Source organism: Psychrobacter sp. LV10R520-6 (genome assembly GCF_900182925.1).
Taxonomy (GTDB): Bacteria; Pseudomonadota; Gammaproteobacteria; order Pseudomonadales; family Moraxellaceae; genus Psychrobacter.
Genome location: NZ_LT900024.1, coordinates 3,170,091 through 3,191,026 on the forward strand (window position 1 = coordinate 3,170,091; position 20,936 = coordinate 3,191,026).

The 20,936-nt window shown below is 45.0% G+C and carries 16 protein-coding genes; 15 read left to right on the forward strand and 1 reads right to left on the reverse strand.

The genetic code is table 11. The features are described from left to right. Positions 1 to 25 precede the first annotated feature (25 nt). The 7 genes from U1P77_RS13285 (at position 26) to U1P77_RS13315 (ending at position 8,743) form a co-directional block, all read left to right on the forward strand. Positions 26 to 970, forward strand: a complete 945-nt coding sequence (locus U1P77_RS13285) for a transporter substrate-binding domain-containing protein (RefSeq protein ID WP_321155427.1) — start codon at positions 26 to 28, stop codon at positions 968 to 970. Between the two features lie 144 nt (positions 971 to 1,114). Then, the gene (locus U1P77_RS13290) at positions 1,115 to 1,942 is read left to right on the forward strand and encodes an ABC transporter substrate-binding protein (protein WP_414479097.1); all 828 of its coding nucleotides are present in this window, start codon (positions 1,115 to 1,117) and stop codon (positions 1,940 to 1,942) included. Between the two features lie 381 nt (positions 1,943 to 2,323). Then, positions 2,324 to 3,043, forward strand: coding sequence for an ABC transporter permease (locus tag U1P77_RS13295; RefSeq protein WP_321155428.1), 720 nt, complete (start codon positions 2,324 to 2,326; stop codon positions 3,041 to 3,043). A gap of 13 nt (positions 3,044 to 3,056) precedes the next feature. Continuing rightward, positions 3,057 to 3,782 carry an ABC transporter permease gene (locus U1P77_RS13300; RefSeq protein WP_321155429.1) on the forward strand — a complete coding sequence of 242 codons (726 nt, stop codon included), beginning with the start codon at positions 3,057 to 3,059 and terminating at the stop codon, positions 3,780 to 3,782. Between the two features lie 66 nt (positions 3,783 to 3,848). Beyond that, the gene (locus U1P77_RS13305; RefSeq protein WP_321155430.1) at positions 3,849 to 4,565 is read left to right on the forward strand and encodes a fumarylacetoacetate hydrolase family protein; all 717 of its coding nucleotides are present in this window, start codon (positions 3,849 to 3,851) and stop codon (positions 4,563 to 4,565) included. 290 nt (positions 4,566 to 4,855) lie between these two features. Further along, positions 4,856 to 7,063 carry a PhoX family protein gene (locus U1P77_RS13310; protein ID WP_321155431.1) on the forward strand — a complete coding sequence of 736 codons (2,208 nt, stop codon included), beginning with the start codon at positions 4,856 to 4,858 and terminating at the stop codon, positions 7,061 to 7,063. A 165-nt stretch (positions 7,064 to 7,228) separates the two neighbouring features. Further along, positions 7,229 to 8,743 (forward strand): alpha/beta fold hydrolase, encoded by a 1,515-nt coding sequence (locus U1P77_RS13315; RefSeq protein WP_321155432.1) that lies wholly within the window; start codon positions 7,229 to 7,231, stop codon positions 8,741 to 8,743. Positions 8,744 to 8,880: 137 nt separating this feature from the next. Here the strand turns inward: U1P77_RS13315 and U1P77_RS13320 are convergent, their stop codons facing one another. Continuing rightward, positions 8,881 to 9,852 (reverse strand): Hsp33 family molecular chaperone HslO, encoded by a 972-nt coding sequence (locus U1P77_RS13320; RefSeq protein WP_321155433.1) that lies wholly within the window; start codon positions 9,850 to 9,852, stop codon positions 8,881 to 8,883. A gap of 397 nt (positions 9,853 to 10,249) precedes the next feature. On the opposite strand from U1P77_RS13320, the gene U1P77_RS13325 reads away from it, so the two are divergent. From U1P77_RS13325 to U1P77_RS13360, 8 genes are all read left to right on the forward strand, one after another. Then, a complete protein-coding gene (locus U1P77_RS13325; RefSeq protein WP_321155434.1) occupies positions 10,250 to 11,230 on the forward strand; it encodes a glutamate/aspartate ABC transporter substrate-binding protein in 981 nt (326 codons plus the stop codon). A 100-nt stretch (positions 11,231 to 11,330) separates the two neighbouring features. Beyond that, a complete protein-coding gene (locus tag U1P77_RS13330) occupies positions 11,331 to 12,077 on the forward strand; it encodes an amino acid ABC transporter permease (protein WP_201556788.1) in 747 nt (248 codons plus the stop codon). Then, positions 12,074 to 12,745: an ABC transporter permease subunit gene (locus tag U1P77_RS13335; RefSeq protein ID WP_321155435.1), complete on the forward strand. Its 672-nt coding sequence runs from the start codon at positions 12,074 to 12,076 to the stop codon at positions 12,743 to 12,745. Before U1P77_RS13330 ends, U1P77_RS13335 begins: the two co-directional genes overlap by 4 nt. 141 nt (positions 12,746 to 12,886) lie before the next feature. Then, a complete protein-coding gene (locus U1P77_RS13340) occupies positions 12,887 to 13,606 on the forward strand; it encodes an amino acid ABC transporter ATP-binding protein (protein ID WP_321156711.1) in 720 nt (239 codons plus the stop codon). Between the two features lie 189 nt (positions 13,607 to 13,795). Beyond that, positions 13,796 to 15,004 carry an FAD-dependent oxidoreductase gene (locus U1P77_RS13345; protein ID WP_321155436.1) on the forward strand — a complete coding sequence of 403 codons (1,209 nt, stop codon included), beginning with the start codon at positions 13,796 to 13,798 and terminating at the stop codon, positions 15,002 to 15,004. 374 nt (positions 15,005 to 15,378) lie between these two features. Beyond that, on the forward strand, positions 15,379 to 17,136 hold the full coding sequence (locus U1P77_RS13350) for an AMP-binding protein (protein WP_321155437.1): 1,758 nt from the start codon (positions 15,379 to 15,381) through the stop codon (positions 17,134 to 17,136). Positions 17,137 to 17,480: 344 nt separating this feature from the next. Then, the gene (locus U1P77_RS13355) at positions 17,481 to 19,238 is read left to right on the forward strand and encodes an AMP-binding protein (protein WP_321155438.1); all 1,758 of its coding nucleotides are present in this window, start codon (positions 17,481 to 17,483) and stop codon (positions 19,236 to 19,238) included. Positions 19,239 to 19,318: 80 nt separating this feature from the next. Then, a complete protein-coding gene (locus U1P77_RS13360; RefSeq protein ID WP_321155439.1) occupies positions 19,319 to 20,929 on the forward strand; it encodes a carboxyl transferase domain-containing protein in 1,611 nt (536 codons plus the stop codon). The last annotated feature ends 7 nt before the right edge of the window (positions 20,930 to 20,936 follow it).

The window sequence follows — 20,936 nt, forward strand, 5'->3', positions numbered from 1 at the left end:
ATTAACATATTAAGGAATAACAAATATGACAATTTCAATGACATCGTCAATGACAAAAAAAGTCTTGTGGTTGGCACCGCTCAGCGCAGCAATGCTTATGCTGGCGGGCTGTAATAACAGCTCAACACCAGAAGATAGCGCCGCGACCGATACGGCTACCGACACCCCGATAAATGTAAAAATCGCTACCGAATCCAGCTATAAGCCTTTTAGTTATACAGACGCTGACGGCAAGCTTATCGGCTATGAGATTGAACTGGTTGATGCACTATGTGCGCAAATGAAAGCAGATTGTGAACTTATCTCGCAAGATTGGGATGGTCTTATCCCAGGTCTAAATGCGCAAAAGTTTGATGCCATTATCGCTGGCATGTCGATTACTCCTGAACGCAAAGAAGTAGTAGAGTTCACCGATCCCTATTTCCATACTGGCATTATCTTGATTGGTAAAAAAGGTGATGACATCAGTGTTGAAGGTCTAAAAGGTCAACCAGTGGCGTCACAGCGTTCAACCGTAGCATCGCAATACTTGCAGGATGAGCATGCAGAAGCCGATATCAAGCTTTATGACACCCAAGATAATGCCTATCTGGATCTAACTTCAGGTCGCGTTCGCGCGATGATGTCAGATAAAGTAACCGGTATTGATTGGCTAAAAACAGAAGCTGGCAAAGACTATGAAGTTAAAGGTCAAGAGATCAGTACTGACGAAGACGCGATGGGTATTGCTTTCCGTAAAGGCGATCCTTTAGTTGCCAAATTTAATAAAGCGTTGGCTGAGCTAAAAGACAACGGCACGTATGATCAAATCACTGGCAGCTACTTTGGTACCAGTTCAACTGCTGCCGCGCAAAAAGCCGTTGCAACAGGTGGTGTGGAAAAGGTACTGGTCATCGAAGGTGATAACGTCGACGTTGATGCTAATGCTACCATTGCTGCAGAAGAGCAAGCAGAAGCAGCTGCTAACTAAGTGGCTGCTAGCTGATACCGGTAAGCGGCATTTTTACTAAGTTTATTAAGGAAGTCAAAGATGACCATGAGCAAAAATCTGGCCCCGAACATAGCAATCACTCCTGTCATAACGAGACGTCGTTTATTAACGCCCTTGCTAGCGATGGCTGCTGTATTCACATTAGCAGGTTGTAGCAATGGTCAAGAAAGTGCCAATGATGCTGCCAGTACAGACGCCGCGACTACAGCTGTAGCAACGGATAATGTGCTACGTATCGGTACAGAAGGGGCATATGCGCCCTTTAATTATACCAATGCTGATGGCACGCTTGGCGGCTTTGATGTCGATATGGCCAACGCCATCTGTGCGGACATGCAAGTTACTTGTGAGATTACCGCCCAAGATTGGGACGGTATCATTCCCGGTCTCAAAGCCGGTAAATACGATGCCATCGTGGCGGCCATGTCAGTGACACCTGAGCGGGCACAACAAGTCAGCTTCACTGACCCATACTTTAGTAACAGCTTAATATTTTTGGCCAAAAAAGACAGCCCTTTTGATCCTAGTAATAGCGGCGATATCAACGCACATTCTATCGCCGCCCAGCGCTCTACGGTTTCTTCACAGTGGTTGGAAGGCGCGTATCCAAAAGCGAACATGAAGTTATATGACACCTTGAGTAATGCCTTTTTGGACTTAGGATCAGGTCGCGTTGATGCCATGATATCTGATAAACTTCCTGCTATAGAATGGCTCAGTTCACCATCAGGTAGTGATTACGTGCTCAAAGGTGATGAGATTGACATCAACGATAATTTTGCAATAGCAGTACGTCCTGGTGATGCGCTGCAAGCCAAAATTAATCAGTCGTTGGCCAATCTAAAAGCCAATGGCACTTATGATAAAATTAATCAAAAGTACTTTGCAGTTCCAGTAGCCAGTACCACGGTAGTGACCACTGACCCTGTAAAAGAGGCTGCCACGCAGTAGTTGTCTGTCGTTAGACAATCGTATTAATAATAAAAAGGATGTCACCAGCGAGGTGGTGTCCTTTTTGCTGTTCTGATAAAAAACAAACTATTCTTATCAGCGTTTGACTGGCCAATGTTGCCAAACCTATCTGCTTTGTGTCGTTATTTGATAAATAGAGACTCATTTAGACCCAGCTTTTATAGGCAGTAACATAGTTCGCACCGATTATGATAAAATCACGGGTTATTTTTACCGAGTTAATCGGCTGTGGTCTACACGTGGCTTTCTTATATGAGAATAACGTGCAGCGCTATGATAAATGGCATAAGACTACGGATACTGATTCTTGCAACCGATATTTTGCTAACTGGCTAATATAAAGAGACTGAGTGAACCATTGTGTTTGATTTACAAGGATTTGGCGCGCTATTACTGAGCGGCGCAACCGTCACCATCAAGCTTGCCGTGACTAGCCTAATTATAGGTATGATCTTGGGGCTACTCGGTGCTACTGCTAAGCTGTCGAATATTTGGCTGCTGCGTAAGATTGCGACTTTATATACGGCGACGATGCGCGGTATTCCTGAACTGTTACTGGTACTGTTCATTTATTATGGCGGCTCTATCCTGCTGATGAGTATCCTCAAAAAGTTCGGCTACAACGACTACGTCGAAATTAGCGCATTTTGGGGCGGGGTAATGGCATTGTCTATTGCTTTCGGAGCCTATGCGACCGAAATCTTTCGGATGTCGATTCAAGAGATTCCGATAGGACAAAGCGAAGCGGCGCAAGCGATTGGCATGCGTCCCTTACAGACTTTTTATCGCATCACGTTACCGCAAGTGTGGCAAATTGCGCTGCCGGGTCTGGGTAATTTGTTCTTAGTGCTGCTTAAAGATACTGCCTTAGTCTCAGTCATTGGTCTTAAAGACATCATGTATCAATCATCGCGCGCCGCGCAGTCAACCCAGCAGCCGTTTACCTTTTATATGGCAGCGGCTGTTATTTATTTAGGGCTAACGATGTTGATCACTGGTTTTATGATATGGCTTGAATGGCGTGCCAACCCAGCAGCGCGCTATGCCAAAAAACTAACCCGTCAATCGACCACAGGGTAAAGGAGAGATACTCATGGATTGGAATTGGCAGGTTATCTTTGATCATATCCCAGACTTATTAGGCGGTGCAGTATTGACCGTACAGTTGGTGGTCATCTCCGGTATCATCGGACTGTTTCTGGGCTTAATTTTAGCGCAACTGCGCTTGTCTAAAAGCTGGGTGGTACAAACACTACCTTTTCTCTATATTTTCTTTTTCCGTGGTACGCCGCTGTTAGTACAGATATTTTTGATTTATTATGGACTGGGGCAGTTTGAAGCCGTACGTAACTCATTCTTATGGGAACCGATACTCAGTCAGGCCTATTGGTGTGCCATCATTGCCTTCACTATGAACACCAGTGCTTATTTAGCTGAGATTATTCGCGGCGCTATTCAGACCATTCCGGTCGGTGAACTTGAGGCTGCCGACGCTATTGGCATGTCAAAGTGGCAGAAGCTCACACGCATTACCTTGCCGCGAGCTTTTGGCATTGTGATTCCTGCTTATAGTAATGAAGTTATCTTTATGCTCAAAGGCAGTGCACTGGCCTCAACCATCGCGTTGATGGATATCACTGGTGTGGCACGTACGATCAGTGCGCGGACTTATACCCTAATGGAGTTGTTCTTCGCGGCTGGTATCGTCTATTTGCTATTATCGTGGGTTATTCTATTCAGCTTTAGACTGTTTGAAAAAAGAATGAACCGTTATATGACTTATGTACCGCCAGATGTGGTCACGCACACCATTACCTAGCTACTTATTGCTAAATACTGTTCTATGTATTATCAAAACTAATAACCTTCACTGTGAAAGCTTACTATGAGTCAATCGCCACATATGTCGTTAGTTAGTCCCCTTGCTGCTAGCGTCAATAAAAATGAAAGCGATAAAAATTCTAATCGCACTGCACGTGAGTCTATTGGTAAAATAGTATGCGTTGGACGCAATTACGCCGCTCATGCTCGTGAGTTGGGTAATGACGTACCAACCTCACCAATATTATTTATGAAGCCAGCGTCATCTATTGTGAGCGTAGGTAATGACATTGTCCGTCCAGACCCAACCCGCTATGGCGATACTCACTATGAAGCGGAGCTTTGCATTCAGCTATCAGCTGATTTGAGCAATGCCACTATCGAACAGGCACAGCAAGCGATTGGCAGGGTTACTTTAGGGTTAGATTTGACCTTACGCGACTTGCAGAGTCAGCTCAAGGACAAAGGCCAACCGTGGGAACGCGCCAAGTGCTTTGATGGCGCTTGTGTATTGGCTAATTGGATTGATCCGCAGGCGTTTGGTGACTTTAGCCAAGTGCAATATCAGCTAACTATTAATGATGAGCTTAAGCAAGATGGCGATAGTGGTTTGATGCTATTTCCAGTGTATGAGTTACTCGCTGAGATTAGCCATGCCTTCAGTCTACAAGCGGGTGATGTCATCATGACCGGCACGCCAAGTGGTGTTGGTGTACTGCAGGCTGGTGATCGGTTAAGGCTTAAACTCGGTGAGCACGAATGGCAGGCACAGGTACAGTAAACACGCTGAGTTAATGAGCCCGCTTCAAAAAATCCCAAGCTTCGGCTTGGGATTTTTTTGTTTAATAAGCCACCTCTACAACAAAGCCTTCATTGCAAAAAATTCATGTCTACAAAAAAGCCTTGTCAATTTGTCACAATAAAGCCTTGTCATCAAACGGTCATCTGTTTTTCAACGTACTGTCATAAATGCTCAGTACACTCAAGCATGTTTACGATTTAAGGGCTTCATAAGCCTAGATACCAGAACGCCCTTTATGATAATCCAGCCTAACAGCAAGGTGACCGATAATGACATTAAGCAATAAGAAACAAAACCTCGCCCATGAAGTCGTTGAAGACTCCAACCCTACCAATAATATCGACTTTCAGACCATTATTAGTCGCCGCCTGAATCGCCGTAGTATCTTAAAAGGCGGTACAGGATTGACCGCCGCTGCCTTCTTTGGCGCTTTGCCATTAGTGGGGCGTACTGAGGATGACAATGGTAGCTCTATCGTTAATAATGACAGTAATGCGGCTATCCCAGCAACGGGTGAATTAAAACGGCCTGAGAGCTTAAAGTTCACTGCCGTCCCACACTCGACTTCTGATGAGATGAGCGTGGCTGCAGGTTATAAAGCCGAGATGATATTACCACTGGGCACACCGCTGATTTCTGGTATTGATGAGTGGAAAGACAACCGTGAGCAGTCTGCTGAGTCGTTCGAACGGCGCATGGGTGACAACCATGATGGCATGTGGTTCTTTGGTAAAAAGGGCAGAGCATATGATGCTAAAGCCTCAGAAAATGGCCTGCTGGTCATGAATCATGAGTACGTCAATAGTGCCGAGCTAAGTCCTTTTGGCTATGATGTGACAGAAGATAAGAATGCTGCGCCTATATTTCAAAACTGCCGCCGCGCCAGCGACGTACGCCGTGAAGTCAACTGCCATGGGGTTGCTGTGGTAGAGATGAAACGCCGTACGGATGGTATGGGCTATGAGATGGTACGCAACTCAAAATACAATCGCCGCATCACTAGCAGCACGACCGCGCAATTGACCGGCCCTGTTGCTGGTTCTGATTTGGTTAAGACCAAGTTTGACCCGACAGGCTTTCAGACCCGTGGTATTAATAATAACTGCGGCGCAGGACTGTCGCCTTGGGGCACGTATCTGACCACAGAAGAGAATTTCCTCGGGGTCTTTGCCCGTGGTCAAGATGCCAGCCAATTGAGTGCCGCGGAGAACTACGGTCGTGATCGTTATGGCGCAACAGAGGATCATGCCAGCTGGGGCTATCTATGGCACACGCCTGCAGCCACAGACGCCAAGATTGCTGATGAATTCTCACGCTGGGACATGACCGCAGTTGGTGCAACGGCGGCTGATGACTATCGTAATGGCTTCAATACCTTTGGTTATATCACCGAAATCGACCCTTTTGACCAAAAATCTATGCCACAAAAGCGTACGGCACTGGGTCGTTTTGCCCATGAAAACTGCGCCTTTGCACCCGTTGAACAAGGTAAGCCAGTGGTCTTTTATATGGGTGATGATTCACGCGGCGAATATATCTATAAGTTTGTCTCCAACGCCATGTGGTCAAATAGTGATATCGGTGGCGGCCTAAAAGCCGGTGACAAGTATATGAATAAGGGCACACTATACGTCGCTATCTTCAATGAAGATGGTAGCGGTAAGTGGAAGCCCTTGATTCACGGTCAAAACGGATTGGACGCCTCTAATAGCGTGCTGCCCTTTAGTGGACAAGATGAGGTCTTGGTTTTTGCCCGCGCCGCGGCTGACGTGGTAGGTGCGACCAAGATGGATCGCCCTGAATGGGTGTCGGTCAGTCCTCTGACTGGCGAAGTCTATGTGACCTTGACCAATAATAAATATCGCGGTGTGCGTGATGATCAGCCAGTCTCAGCGCCCAACCCACGCAGCTATGACGCTGATGGCAAAGCGAGCGGCAATGACAATGGCCATATCATTCGCTGGGCAGAAACAGACGGCGACCATGCCGCAACAAGTTTTGAGTGGGATATTTATTTGTTTGCCGCGCCGAGTGATTTGTCCGCAGAGAACCTATCAGAATTGAATGACAGCAATGACTTGTCATCGCCAGATGGGCTATACTTCGATCCACGCGGCGTGTTGTGGATTCAGACTGACGATGGCGCATACACGGATACCACCAACTGCATGTTACTGGCAGCACTGCCGGGTGATGTGAGTGACGGCGCGTCCACAGTAACCTCGGCAAGGCAGCAGACTCGAGTCGGTATGTCCGCCAGTAATGATAATATCAAACGCTTTTTTGTCGGTCCTGAGGGCTGCGAGGTCACAGGCATTACTATGACCCCAGACTTTAAAACACTGTTTATTAATATTCAGCATCCCGGTAATACTTGGGGTGCAGTCGCTGGCGGCAGTACTCCGCGCTCAGCAACGGTCATGATTACCAAGGAAGATGGTGATGTGATACTGGCAGAGTCATTTGTACCGGCATAAATAAAAGGCCATATGTTTTTCTTTGGTTAAATTAAAAATAAATATAAAAAATCCCAAGCTACGGCTTGGGATTTTTGTTTTTAATAAGTTAAATCCTTCTCTTCTGTTTATCCCATTTACGAGATAGTATATAAAACTATCTTTATTGCTGAACACATCAAAATTATGCTTAGTCCAAAGTCGTTCGATACCATCCATGACCTGTTCGCCACTACTCGGCGTGACCCTGATGCTAGCTCTGATGCTAGCTCTGATGCTAGCCCGCAATTTCAGGGTGACGTGTATGAACAGCTGGCTCAGCTTGAATATATTTACGTGGATGAACTAACTCGGTTAAATGTGGATGACAGCGACGCTATGACCAATCGCGAGCCTATCTCTCTGGTTGATTTCTTTGAAGGATTGGCTCAGCTTGCGACTATGGGTGTGGTTGAAGTTACCGATATTGTAGAAGCCGTCCACCGTGAGATTATTTTACGTCCATTAGGACGGTTCAATGAAGGCAATGTAACGAGATGGCAACGCGGTATCACTGGACGAATCTATAGCACGGTACGCCAGGTGATGTTATTGGTAGGCAATAATCTCGCATCAGGGCTGCAAATGTATAACAATATGCGCAATCCAAAAGAAGTTCAACCGCTACCTATAAATTTGCGACGGCTAGTCAATATCTTAAATGGCGTGATGGGTGATCACCTTATTAATCATCATAATCCATTGGCTGTCTCGATGGTTCTATATGATAGCTCTTTACACAATAGCTCCTTATATAACAGGCATGGTCATTTACAACGTGATGCGCTATCAGGGCGCATTATTATTTTATGTCATGGGCTTTGTATGAGTCATTTAAGCTGGCAGTTATCCAAGAGTAACAATCTAGGTGAACAGCTTATCCGCAGTCAGCCAACTTCCACCGTTTTGTACCTCAATTATAATACGGGACGACGCATTTCAAGTAACGGTCGCAACTTCTCTAAAGTATTACAGGAGCTAGTAGATAATAATCCAGACATCACTCAGATTGATTTAGTTGGTCATAGCATGGGCGGTTTGATCGCTCGTAGCGCGCTGTTTTATAGTAAAGAACAAGGCTTCGACTGGGTGAAGCGAGTGGGTAATCTCATCACTCTAGGCTCACCACATCATGGTGCCAGTCTTGAACGTATTGGCAATTTTGTGCAAGATAGGATCGCGAAACTTCCTTTTGCGGGCTCATTAGCCAAACTAGGCGATTTACGTAGTGCGGGTATTATTGATCTACGTTATGGCAGTATTCGTGATGCTGACTGGAAGTCTCTAGAGGGTCGAGGTGTACTCCCAGCAGACTTTCACCATCCTGCTCGTCTGCCTTTGCATGTTCGTACCTACTTTATAGCGGCCACATTGGTCGAGACTCATTACGATTCTAAGGCAACCAGCTTGTTGGGTGATGGTCTGGTCACGATAGACTCTGCGCTAGGGGAGCATACTGGTGAGCGGGCGTTGTCTGTACCGGAAGGACATAAGGCTGTTTTTTATGGGGTAAGTCATTACAACTTACTGTACAACGAAAGGGTACATAAGAAAGTGGTCGCATGGTTATTAGATAACGGGCAGAGTGAATTGAATCAAGAAGGTCAGGAGCTTAGCTCTCGTGTATATTCCTATCCTGATGATTTAAATTTGATGGTTTGAGGGTTATAAAGTTTAGCTTTTGAGTAATAGTAGGCTGAGTCTGTAGTCCGGATTTTAATTTTCCAAAAAAACCCTCAAGCATTACACTCAAGGGTTTTAGATAACTTATAAGGCTTGATTGAACTAATTAGCAGAAGCTACTCAGCAAATAACGCCGTGATATCCTGTTTATTAAACTTATACACCGAAGCGCAAAAGCCGCAGTCCATCTCAAATTGACCGCCTTGCTCTTCACAGACTTCCAGCATCTCATCTTGACCGATCTGCATTATTGCCGTCTCACATTTCTCAGTTGAGCAGGTACAGCCAAATTCTAGCGCTTTTGCTTCAGGCAATACCACTTCTTCTTCATTATATAAGCGATATAAAAGTTCAGTGGCGGGTAGGGACGTTAGCTCTTTAGATTTAATGGTGCGCGTTAGCACAGACAGACGTGGCCATAGATCGTTATCGACATGCTCTTGTTCTTCATCGTCACGGCGCGGTAATAACTGTACCAATATGCCGCCCGCTTGTAGACCATCCGAGGCTAAGTTAATCAACGTTGGAATTTGTGCCGATTGTTTTTGATAATGTGCCAAGCAATCTGCTAAATTATCATGGCTACGCTCGACGATACTTTGATAAGGATCGCCGTCTTCGGGTTGTATATTAATAAACAATAAGCCTTGACCGGCAGCACCAAGCTCAGCAAAGGCGTCATTGGCGCTAGCCATATTTTCCCACGCTTGTACTTGCTCATCGCTATCGGCTTTCCAGCTGGCAAGCCCGCGGATGATACCGTTATGGTCGCATTCGGCCATTGCCCAATTGAGTAGGCTATCGCTATCGGATGATTGCAATTGGATGGACAGACGACCATCAATCTTGACCGTACCAATTAATAAACTTGCGGCAGTGAGCATCTCACCAAGTAAGCGTTTGATAGCTTCAGGATAAGGTCTTTGAGCGATAGCAGTCGCATAGCTGCGCGATAAACGAACGACGTCGCCCCGCACGGGTGAGCCTTGAATAAAAAAGCGTTGACGCACATCGTTATCAATAGTGTTGGTGTTCGGCTGATGATTATCAGTATTTGGCGTTTGGTTTTTTTGATTTGCTTGAGTCATAAGTCATTTATAGTGTTAAGAAGTTATTAGCTTTATGGGGATTATTTGCAGTTTATCAATAATAAGGCGGGCAGTATTGTCTAATAAATCACCGGTTTAACTGCTAGTTGAGTCTTAGGTTAACAAATGAAGTGCGGTCTTAAACCAGTAAGGATTAAGTAAACTATTAATATGAAAGAACTTCACTAAATACTGATAATAAAGGATATAGAGCGTATTAATAAAAACTAAATATTTACTCTTTGTAAAAAACATTACTAACGCCGATAAAAGTGTTGTACAGTAACATTAAGTTGCATTATGATTACTGAAGGTAACAGAAAAATATATGGCAGTGATGCGAATCGCGCCTAGACTTTTCTCAATTTCGTAATGATGTTATAAAAGGATGTATTTCATGGCTTACTCACTCTCCAAACCTTTAACTTTCGCCGCTTTCATGGCACTAGGTCTCGCAGGCTGTAACAATAGCAGTGAGACGGCCGCTGATGCTACGCCAGCAGATGGCGCGACCACCGAGGCAGCTGCCAACGCTAATGGCACGCTACAAAAAATCAAAGACTCCGGCACCATTGTTGTCGGTTATCGTGACTCCTCTATTCCGTTTTCTTATATCGCTGACGATCCCAATCAGCCTATGGGCTATGCGCACGATTTAGAAATGAAAGTGGTTGAAGCCGTTAAACAAAAGTTAAATATGCCAGATCTGAACGTTCGTTATAACCTGATTACCTCGCAAACCCGTATCCCCTTAGTACAAAACGGTACCGTAGATTTTGAGTGTGGTTCGACTACTAATAACGTAGAACGCCAAAAACAAGTGGCTTTCTCGAACGGATTTTTTGAGATTGGTACGCGTCTATTGACCAAAGTAGACTCCGGTATCAATGACTTTGAAGACCTAAAAGGTAAAAATCTAGTTACGACAGCGGGTACCACCTCAGAGCGTTATATTCGTCAATACAACGACGAGAACAAGATGGATATCGATATCATCTCGGCAAAAGATCATGGTGAAGGCTTCTTGATGTTAGAGAAAGGTCGCGCTGCTGCCTTTATGATGGATGATGTCTTGCTTGCTGGCGAAAAAGCCAAAGCGAAAAATCCTGATGAATGGGTCATTGTAGGTGAACCGCAATCGTTTGAGATTTATGGCTGTATGATGCGTAAAAATGATCCTGAATTTAAGGCCGTTGTCGACGAAGCGCTCGCTAATGTCTTTAGTTCAGGCGATATCAATAGCATTTATGACAAGTGGTTCTTAAATCCAATTCCACCTAAGAATGTCAATATGAACTTTGAGATGTCAGACAACTTAAAAACACTCCTTGCTGCTCCACACGATAGTGCCGAGCCTAAAGCAGCTGTTGCTCAGTAACGGTATTTTGTCCCTCAATATAGCTCGCTCATGCGTCTAGGCAAGTGTTTAAAATTGACCTGACGTATGAGCCTATCAATCGCTGCTCGGAGAGACAATAATGAACTATAGCTGGAACTGGGGTGTGCTGTTCGAGCATACCGGCATCGGTAATGAGCTGTATATTCACTGGATGATTACAGGTCTTGGCTGGCTGCTATTGATCGGTAGTATCGCGTGGGCAATCGCTATGGTCATTGGTACCATTTTTGGTATCATGCGCACCTTACCGAACAAATTTGCCCGCGGTATCGGTACCGCTTATGTGACATTTTTTCGTAATATTCCTCTGCTCGTTCAGCTATTCTTTTGGTTTTATATCGCCCCTGGCTGGTTGACGCCTGCCGTACAAGACTGGTGGTATAAGGAATTGTCTCCAAATACTTCAGCTATGCTTTCAGCGAGTATAGGCTTAGGTCTATTTACCGCTGCGCGTATCGTCGAGCAGGTGCGTACCGGCATTGAATCGCTACCTGAAGGACAAATCAATGCAGCTTACGCCTTAGGTTTTAGTATTCCACAAGCTTATAAAGAAGTACTGCTGCCGCAAGCCTTCCGTATTATTCTACCGCCACTTAGCTCTGAGCTGACCAACTGCTTTAAAAACGCATCGGTAGCTTCTCTAGTGGGGGTGATGGAGCTGATTAGCCAAACCAAAACCATCAGCGAGTATACCCAAAATAGCATTGAGATTTATACTTATGCGACCATCATTTATTTGGTGTTTAATCTGTCGCTAATTGCCATTATGGGGCTGATTGAGCGCAAACTACGCGTACCAGGGCTTATTGCAGGGGGTCAGAAATGAATATGATGACCGAACTTACCACGGCCTATCCAGGCTTGATGGGCGGTATGCTAACCACCATGAAGGTGCTGTTTTTAGCTATTCTTGGTGGTATTAGTTTAGGAACGGTGCTGGCGTTGATGCGCCTATCTGGTATCAAAGCATTAGAGATACCAGCCAAATTATACGTCAATTATTTCCGATCAGTACCCTTGCTACTGGTGCTGCTATGGTTTTACTTTGCCGTACCGATGATTTACTTTTGGATAGCGGGTAAATACTTACAACTAGATGCTGCTTTTGCCTCTTGTGTGTTGGCGTTTATGATGTTTGAGGCGGCTTACTTCTCTGAGGTAGTGCGCGCCGGTATTCAGTCTATTGGTAGTGGGCAGGTTGATGCTGCCAAAGCGTTGGGGATGACTTACGGGCAATCCATGCGCTTGGTCATTTTGCCGCAAGCTTTTCGTAAGATGCTGCCGCTGATTTTGCAGCAATGTATTATTTTATTCCAAGATACAACTTTAGTCTTTGCTATCGGCTTAACAGACTTCTTCCGTGCGGCTTATGTACGCGGTGAGTTGATGGGCCTATTGACACCCTATATCCTAGGGGCTGGTGCCGTATATTTTATTATCAGTCTAAGCGCGTCTATAGGCGTACAGCAAGTACAAAAACGTCTAAGGTTTTAGTAACAGGTTCTCGAGCTCAATGTAATTATCAATGAATGCGAAAGCTAGGAGACAGCAATGAGTAATGCTGATACGTACTTAAATGACTTTGGCGGCCTAGTCACTAATAATGGTCATGCTAGTGATGAAATTGTCATCGAGATGAACGATGTCAGCAAATGGTATGGTGACTTTCAGGTGCTAAAAGAATGTACCTCGCATGTGTACAAAGGTGATGTGGTGGTAGTATGTGGACCGTCGGGCAGTGGTAAGTCAACACTCATTAAAACGGTCAACGGTTTGGAGTCTTTTCAAAAAGGCCAGATAATGGTCAATGGTATTTCTGTCGGTGCGGCAAAGACCAATCTACCCAAGCTACGCAGTCGAGTCGGTATGGTGTTCCAGCATTTTGAACTGTTTCCGCATCTCACCATTATTGATAATTTGACAGTCGCCCAAGTTAAAGTGTTAGGCCGTAAGGAATCTGAAGCCAAGAAAAAGGCCATGGCCTATCTGGATCGAGTGGGACTGACCGTGCAAGCGGCAAAATACCCGGCTGAGCTATCTGGTGGTCAGCAGCAGCGCGTTGCGATTGCCCGTGCTTTAGCGATGGACCCGGTGGCTATGCTGTTCGATGAGCCAACCTCAGCGTTAGATCCTGAGATGATTCAGGAAGTGCTCGATGTGATGGTGGAGCTAACCCGTGAAGGCATGACCATGATGTGTGTCACCCATGAAATGGGCTTTGCCAGTCAAGTGGCCAATCGCGTTGTGTTTATGGATGAGGGACATATCGTTGAAAACTGTAGTAAAAATGAATTCTTTGAAGAGGCAAAAAGTGAACGCGCCCAGATGTTCTTATCGAAAATTCTCAATCATTAATCATTAATCATTAACTCTATTCTTCTCATAAAAAATGCGCCTATTATAGGTGCTTTTTTTTGGCATTTTTTATGAATGAATTTATGAATTCAATATTCATGTTGCTGTGAGTGACTATCTGTTTACTGATACAATAGCTGTCATTATTTATGATAATTAAAAGAATTCATAATCTATATTGGAGTCAATATGAGCGCAGAAAATTCTAATACGCAATCAGGTATCGTCATTATTGGTGCAGGCTTAGCAGGCTGGCATGTCATTGATGCGATTCGCAGTAAAGATAAAGATATTCCTGTGACCTTAGTTACTGCAGATAACGGCGATCGCTATCATAAGCCTATGCTGACGATGGCTATCAGCCAAAATAAAAGCGCAGCAGATTTAGTTCGGGCTACTGGCGAAGCAGCAGCAGAAGCCGCGGGTGTAACGTTACTGGCCAATACCCATGTCAAAGATATAGACGCTGTGAATCAAAAATTACAACTTACCTCTACTGCTCAGTCTGATACGACTGCTATTGGCTACGACAAGCTGGTACTTGCAATGGGCGCGCATCCTATCTTTCCAAAGAGCTTGCCGCAGGATTTAGTCTGGCATGTCAATCATATTGAGCGCTTCGGGCAGTTGCAAGAACAGTTGGCGACCGGTAGTCAACATGTTGCCATCATTGGTGCAGGTATGGTCGGCACCGAGATTGCAGAGGATTTGTTAAAAGCGGGTCATAAAGTCACGTTAATTGATCTGAATGATGCGCCACTATCGCAAATGCTACCACCGCAAGCAACGGCGCGCATTGCTCAGGCAGTCCAGTCACAAGGCATTGAGTTTTTGGGTGGCTATCAAGTGACTGACGTTACTCGTGTCGATTCTGATACTGATGATAGTAAGCTGCTTGTCAGCTATGAGCCACTAGCGAGAGAAAACGATGAAGCTAAAACTTATGAGCCTCTGATCGTCGATCATGTGATTGCCAGTGCTGGTCTACTTGTCGATGACAAACTGCCTACTGCCGCTGGTGTTGAGTTTGATCGTCGTACTGGCATCGTGGTCGATGCACCGACATTGCGTACCAACAATGCAAATATCTATGCTATTGGTGACTGCATGTCAATCAACGGGGTAGCGTGTCGTTATGTAGCCCCACTACGAGCGCAGGCGGCAACGATTGCCGATGATATTTTAGGGAATGAACATGCGGGTTATGATCACAAGCCGCCTATGATTCGTCTAAAAAATAAAGCTATCTCGGTGATGGTCACTGGCGTACCACAGGCGTCTGGCAACTGGCAAGTAAAAAGTGATAGTGCGGATGAGTTGATCATGGATTTACTTGACGACAAAGAGGTAGTGAGCGCTACGGTAACGATTAAAGCGCCTATCATAGCTAAGGCGTAGCCACTGTTAGATTAATTAATATCTAGCAAGTTACTTAAAATTTAGTAAGTTACTTAAAATTTAGTAAGTTACTTAAAATTTAAAGCCAGCGTCGCATTATAAGACATGCCGCTGGCTTTTTTTATTTTTACAGTATAAATGAAGAGCTATTCATTTTATTAAGTGATACAGGTTGTATCAATAAAATTGACAGTCTTTCATCGAAGGCATTATAGTACATAGGGTTATAGCAAATATATTTAAGGAAGAATATGGCAGGTTAATAATCTATAACCATTAGCATATTAAGCGCTCACACGGCAATATCTGCTATGAATACGGCTACATGGCAATACAAGTAAGTAAACCAATAAAGCAAAACGAAAGGACTCGTTATGACACAATCCTCCTATTTTGATACTATTCTTAATAATGTTCCCCACGTTAATATGGGTGCCCGCTCTGCTAATGCGCCCTTAACTCAAAGCTATGATAAAGGCCCTGATGTGCCGTTAATCGAAGCGACTATCGGCGACCTTTTTGATGCTATTGTAGATAAATATCCTGAACGTGAAGCGCTGGTATCCCGTCATCAAAATATCCGCTGGACCTATCAAGAACTGCAGCAGCAGGTGAATCAGCTGGCAAGCGCCATTATTGAGATGGGGCTTGAGATTGGTGATCGCATCGGGATTTGGTCACATAACAATGCTGAATGGCTGCTTATGCAGCTAGCAACCGCAAAAGTTGGGATAATTTTAGTTAATATCAATCCAGCCTATCGTACCTTTGAGTTGCAGTACGCGTTAAATAAGTTAGGCTGCACAGCATTAGTATTGATGCGTCATTTTAAAGATAGTGACTATGCGAAGATGATTGGCGAGCTGTGCCCTGAGATTTATCATAAAAGCTATCACCAGCTGGACCTGATCGAAATACCCACTGTTGAGCGCATTATTTGGATTGATGAACCTGATAGTAATGAAGATTTCAACTTCATGCAAAAGTTCTCGGCATGGATAGCAGAGGGCAGTGCCAATGATCCGCGAGTAGCCGAACGCCAAGCACAGCTCAAAAACACGGATGCTATTAGTGTTCAGTTCACTAGCGGTACCACAGGTACGCCCAAAGGCGCGACCTTAACCCATCGTAATATTCTAAATAACGGCTACTTTCTCGGCGAGTCGATGAACCTAACTGAGAAAGACAGGCTATGTATTCCGTTGCCGCTTTATCACTGCTTTGGAATGGTAGGCGGTAATTTGGCCGCCTTGACTCATGGCAGCTGCATGGTCTATCCAAACGATGGTTTTGATCCACTGACCGTATTGCAAACGGTAGAAGCGGAGCGATGTACTGGTTTGCTTGGCGTACCGACCATGTTTATTGCTGAGCTTGATCATCCAGAGTTTGATAACTTTGATTTATCCAGCCTGCGAACAGGCGTTATGGGCGGCTCCAGCTGCCCGATTGAGGTCATGCGCCGGGTCATGGATAAAATGCATATGAGCGGGGTCACCATTGCTTATGGCATGACGGAGACCAGTCCGGCATCTTGCCAGACCAATGAGCATACCCCGCTTGAAAAGAGAGTATCTACAGTAGGACTGGTGCTACCGGCACTTGAAGTTAAAATTATTGATACCGAAACCGGTGATATCGTAGCGATTGGAGAAACTGGCGAGCTGCTAACGCGAGGTTATGCCGTCATGAAAGGCTATTGGGGCAGTCAATTTAAAACACGTGCGGCTATTAAAGACGGCTGGATGTATACCGGCGATCTTGCGACTATGGACGAAGAGGGTTATATTAACGTTGTTGGTCGCCGCAAAGATATGGTTATTCGCGGCGGTGAAAATATCTATCCGGTAGAAGTTGAGAATTATCTGTACCGTCATCCTAAAATCCGAGATGTCCAAATAGTTGGTATACCGGATGAGCGTTATGGTGAGGTACTGGCGGCGTGGATAATACCTAAGCAGCCAAACAGCTTGACTGAGGATGAGGTTCGACAGTTCTGTCGTGAGCATATCGCCCATTATAAGGTGCCTACCTATTTTCGCTTCGTCACTGAATATCCAATGACCGTGACTGGTAAAATTCAAAAATATAAAATCGTTGAACAAATGAAAGCGGAGTTAGGCCTAAAATAGTTTAATCGCGTCATAACGACGTGCTCATTAATTAAACAAGACTTCAAGTAATAAAAAAGCCAGCTGCCCACTATCATAGTGTATGGCTGGCTTTTCCCTTTTGACTTTCTATATTTATGATACTTTAACTCTCCATATATTTTGACTGGTTATAGTTTTTTAAATATTTATAATATTTTGCTTGAGTCTTATTTAAGTAATACATATTGTATCGATGTCATTGACAGTCTTTCACTGAAGGCGTTATAGTAGTTAGCATGATACAAAATAGGTTCAAGGAAGAATAGAACCTATCAGCAGGCTATAGTAAAGTAAAACAATAAAGTAAAACGAAAGGACTCGTTATGACCAATCCCTCCTATTTTGATACCATTCTTAATAACATCCCTAGCATCAATATGGGTGCGCGCTCTGCTAATGCGCCACTCACCCAAAGCTATGATAAAGGTCCTGATGTGCCGCTTATTGAGGCCACTATCGGCGACTTTTTTGATGCTATTGCGGATAAATATCCTGAGCGTGAAGCATTGGTATCACGCCATCAAAATATCCGCTGGACGTATCGTGAGCTACAGCAACAGGCCAATCAACTGGCTAGTAGCATGATTGAGATGGGACTTGAGATTGGCGATCGCATCGGTATCTGGTCGCACAACAATGCTGAATGGTTATTAATGCAGCTAGCAACCGCAAAAGTCGGGGTGATCTTAGTCAATATTAACCCGGCGTATCGCACCTTTGAGTTGCAGTATGCGTTAAACAAGTTAGGCTGCTCGGCTCTAGTATTGATGCGTCATTTTAAAAGCAGCGATTACGCGCAGATGATCGGCGAGTTATGTCCTGAGATTTACCATAAAAGCTATCAACAGCTAGATCTGATCGAAATACCTACCATTGAGCGTATTGTTTGGATTGATGAGCCTGATAGCGATGAAGATTTTGGCTATATGCAGAAATTCTCGTCATGGATGGCCGAGGGTGATGCCAATGATCCGCGGGTAGCTGAGCGGCAAGTGCAGCTTAAAAATACTGATGCTATCAATGTGCAGTTTACCAGTGGCACTACTGGCACCCCAAAAGGCGCTACCTTAACTCACCGTAATATTCTAAATAATGGCTATTTTATCGGTGAGGCCATGAACCTAACCGAAGAAGATAGATTGTGTATTCCAGTACCGTTATATCATTGCTTTGGGATGGTGCTCGGTAACTTAGCGGTCTTAACCCATGGCGGTTGTATCCTTTATCCCAACGATGGCTTCGATGCATTGACGGTTTTAAAAACAGTTGAAGAAGAGAAATGTACCGCTTTGCATGGCGTGCCGACCATGTTTATCGCTATGCTAGACCATCCTGAGTTTGAAAACTTTGATTTGTCCACTTTACGTACGGGCATTATGGCCGGCTCTAGCTGTCCGATTGAGGTAATGCGCCGGGTCATTGATAAGATGCATATGAGCGAAGTCACTATTGCTTATGGGATGACTGAGACCAGTCCGGTCTCTTGCCAGACTAATGAGCATACCCCACTTGATAAGCAAGTTTCTACCGTCGGACTGGTACAGCCCGCACTTGAAGTGAAGGTTATCGATAGCGAAACTGGCGATATTGTGCCGATAGGTGAAACCGGTGAGCTATTAACGCGCGGCTATTCGGTGATGCAAGGCTATTGGGGCAGTCGCTTCAAATCGCGTGAGGCCATTCAAGATGGTTGGATGCATACTGGTGATTTGGCCACTATAGATGAAGACGGTTATGTCAAAATCGTTGGGCGTAGCAAAGATATGGTCATTCGTGGCGGTGAAAATATCTATCCCGTTGAGATTGAAAATTATCTCTACCGCCATCCTAATATCCGTGACGTCCAAATCGTTGGTATACCCGATGAGCGTTATGGTGAAGTGTTGGCGGCCTGGATTATTCCCAAGCAAGAAGGTAGCTTGACCGAGGAAGAGGTACGGCTGTTCTGTAGTGAGCATATCGCCCATTATAAAGTACCGACTTATTATCGTTTTGTCAGCGAATATCCAATGACCATTACTGGTAAAATCCAGAAATTTAAAATCGTTGAACATATGAAAGAAGAGCTGGGCTTAAAATAGCGAAGCAGCTAAGCACAGTCAAAGAAAAATAAGTTATAAATAAAAGACCAGCATAAAAGCCAATTATAGAAAGGGATATCATGAGCGCCATCATAACCAGTAAATTGAGTCCAAACGCCGCTGAATTTCAGCAAAATAGCGCCGCTATGCAAGTGATAGTAGATGATCTATATGAGCATTTGCACAAAATTGCACAAGGTGGCACAGAGCGCTCGCGTGCTAGGCATTTGGCACGTGGCAAACTGCTACCACGCGAGCGTGTTGAACGTCTGCTCGATGTAGGAACCCCCTTCTTAGAGATAGCCCCGATGGCGGCATACGATATGTATGACGAAGATATCCCAGCTGCTGGCGTGATTGCTGGTATCGGTCGTGTGAACGGCACTGAATGTTTGATTATCTGTAATGACGCTACTGTAAAAGGCGGCACTTATTTTCCGATGACCGTTAAAAAACATCTTCGGGCGCAAGAAATTGCACAAGAAAACAATCTGCCTTGTATCTATCTAGTGGATTCAGGTGGTGCAAATTTACCCAATCAAGACGAAGTGTTTCCTGATAAAGAGCATTTTGGCCGTATTTTCTTTAACCAAGCCAATCTTAGCGCGGCCGGTGTTCCACAAATTGCTGTAGTGATGGGCAGCTGTACCGCAGGTGGCGCTTATGTCCCAGCGATGAGTGATGAGTCTATTATTGTAAAAGACCAAGGGACTATCTTTCTAGGTGGCCCGCCGCTGGTAAAAGCGGCTACGGGTGAAGAAGTGACCGCCGAAGACTTAGGCGGAAGTGATGTGCATACGCGTCTATCAGGAGTGGTGGATCATCTGGCGCAAAACGATACCCATGCGTTGTCGCTGGCACGTAATATTGTTAGTCATTTTAACCGGCCAGCCAAGCACATTCCCAATCAAATTACCCCACGTCCGCCGCGTTATGAGGCCAAAGAGCTATACGGCATTATTCCCAATGATACCCGCCAGCCGTTCGATATCAGAGAAATTATTGCGCGTATTGTTGATGATAGTGAGTTTGATGAATTTAAAGCCCGCTTTGGCACTACCTTAGTCTGCGGTTTTGCCCATATTGAAGGCATGCCAGTTGGTATTATTGCCAATAACGGTATTTTATTCAGTGAGTCGGCACAAAAAGGCACGCACTTTATCGAGCTGTGCTGTAAGCGCAAAATCCCTCTGGTATTTTTGCAGAATATCACTGGCTTTATGGTGGGGCGTAAGTACGAAAACGAAGGTATCGCCCGCCACGGAGCAAAGATGGTGATGGCCGTTGCCAATGCTAAAGTGCCTAAATTTACCGTTATTGTTGGCGGCTCATTTGGTGCGGGTAACTATGGTATGTGTGGCCGCGCTTATAGTCCCCGCTTCTTATGGATGTGGCCGAACGCGCGCATTTCTGTAATGGGCGGTGAGCAAGCGGCCTCCGTACTCGCGACCGTCAAGCGTGATAACTTTGACCGCAAAGGTGAGGCGTGGAGTAAGGAGGATGAAGAAGCCTTTAAAACGCCTATCCGCGAGATGTATGAAGAGCAGGGGCATCCGTATTATGCGACTGCCCGATTATGGGATGACGGCGTGATTGACCCTGCTGATACCCGCAAGGTGTTGGCACTAGGACTTAGCGCGGCTCATAACGCTCCGATTGAAGAGACTACGTTCGGTGTCTTTAGAATGTAGGACAAGA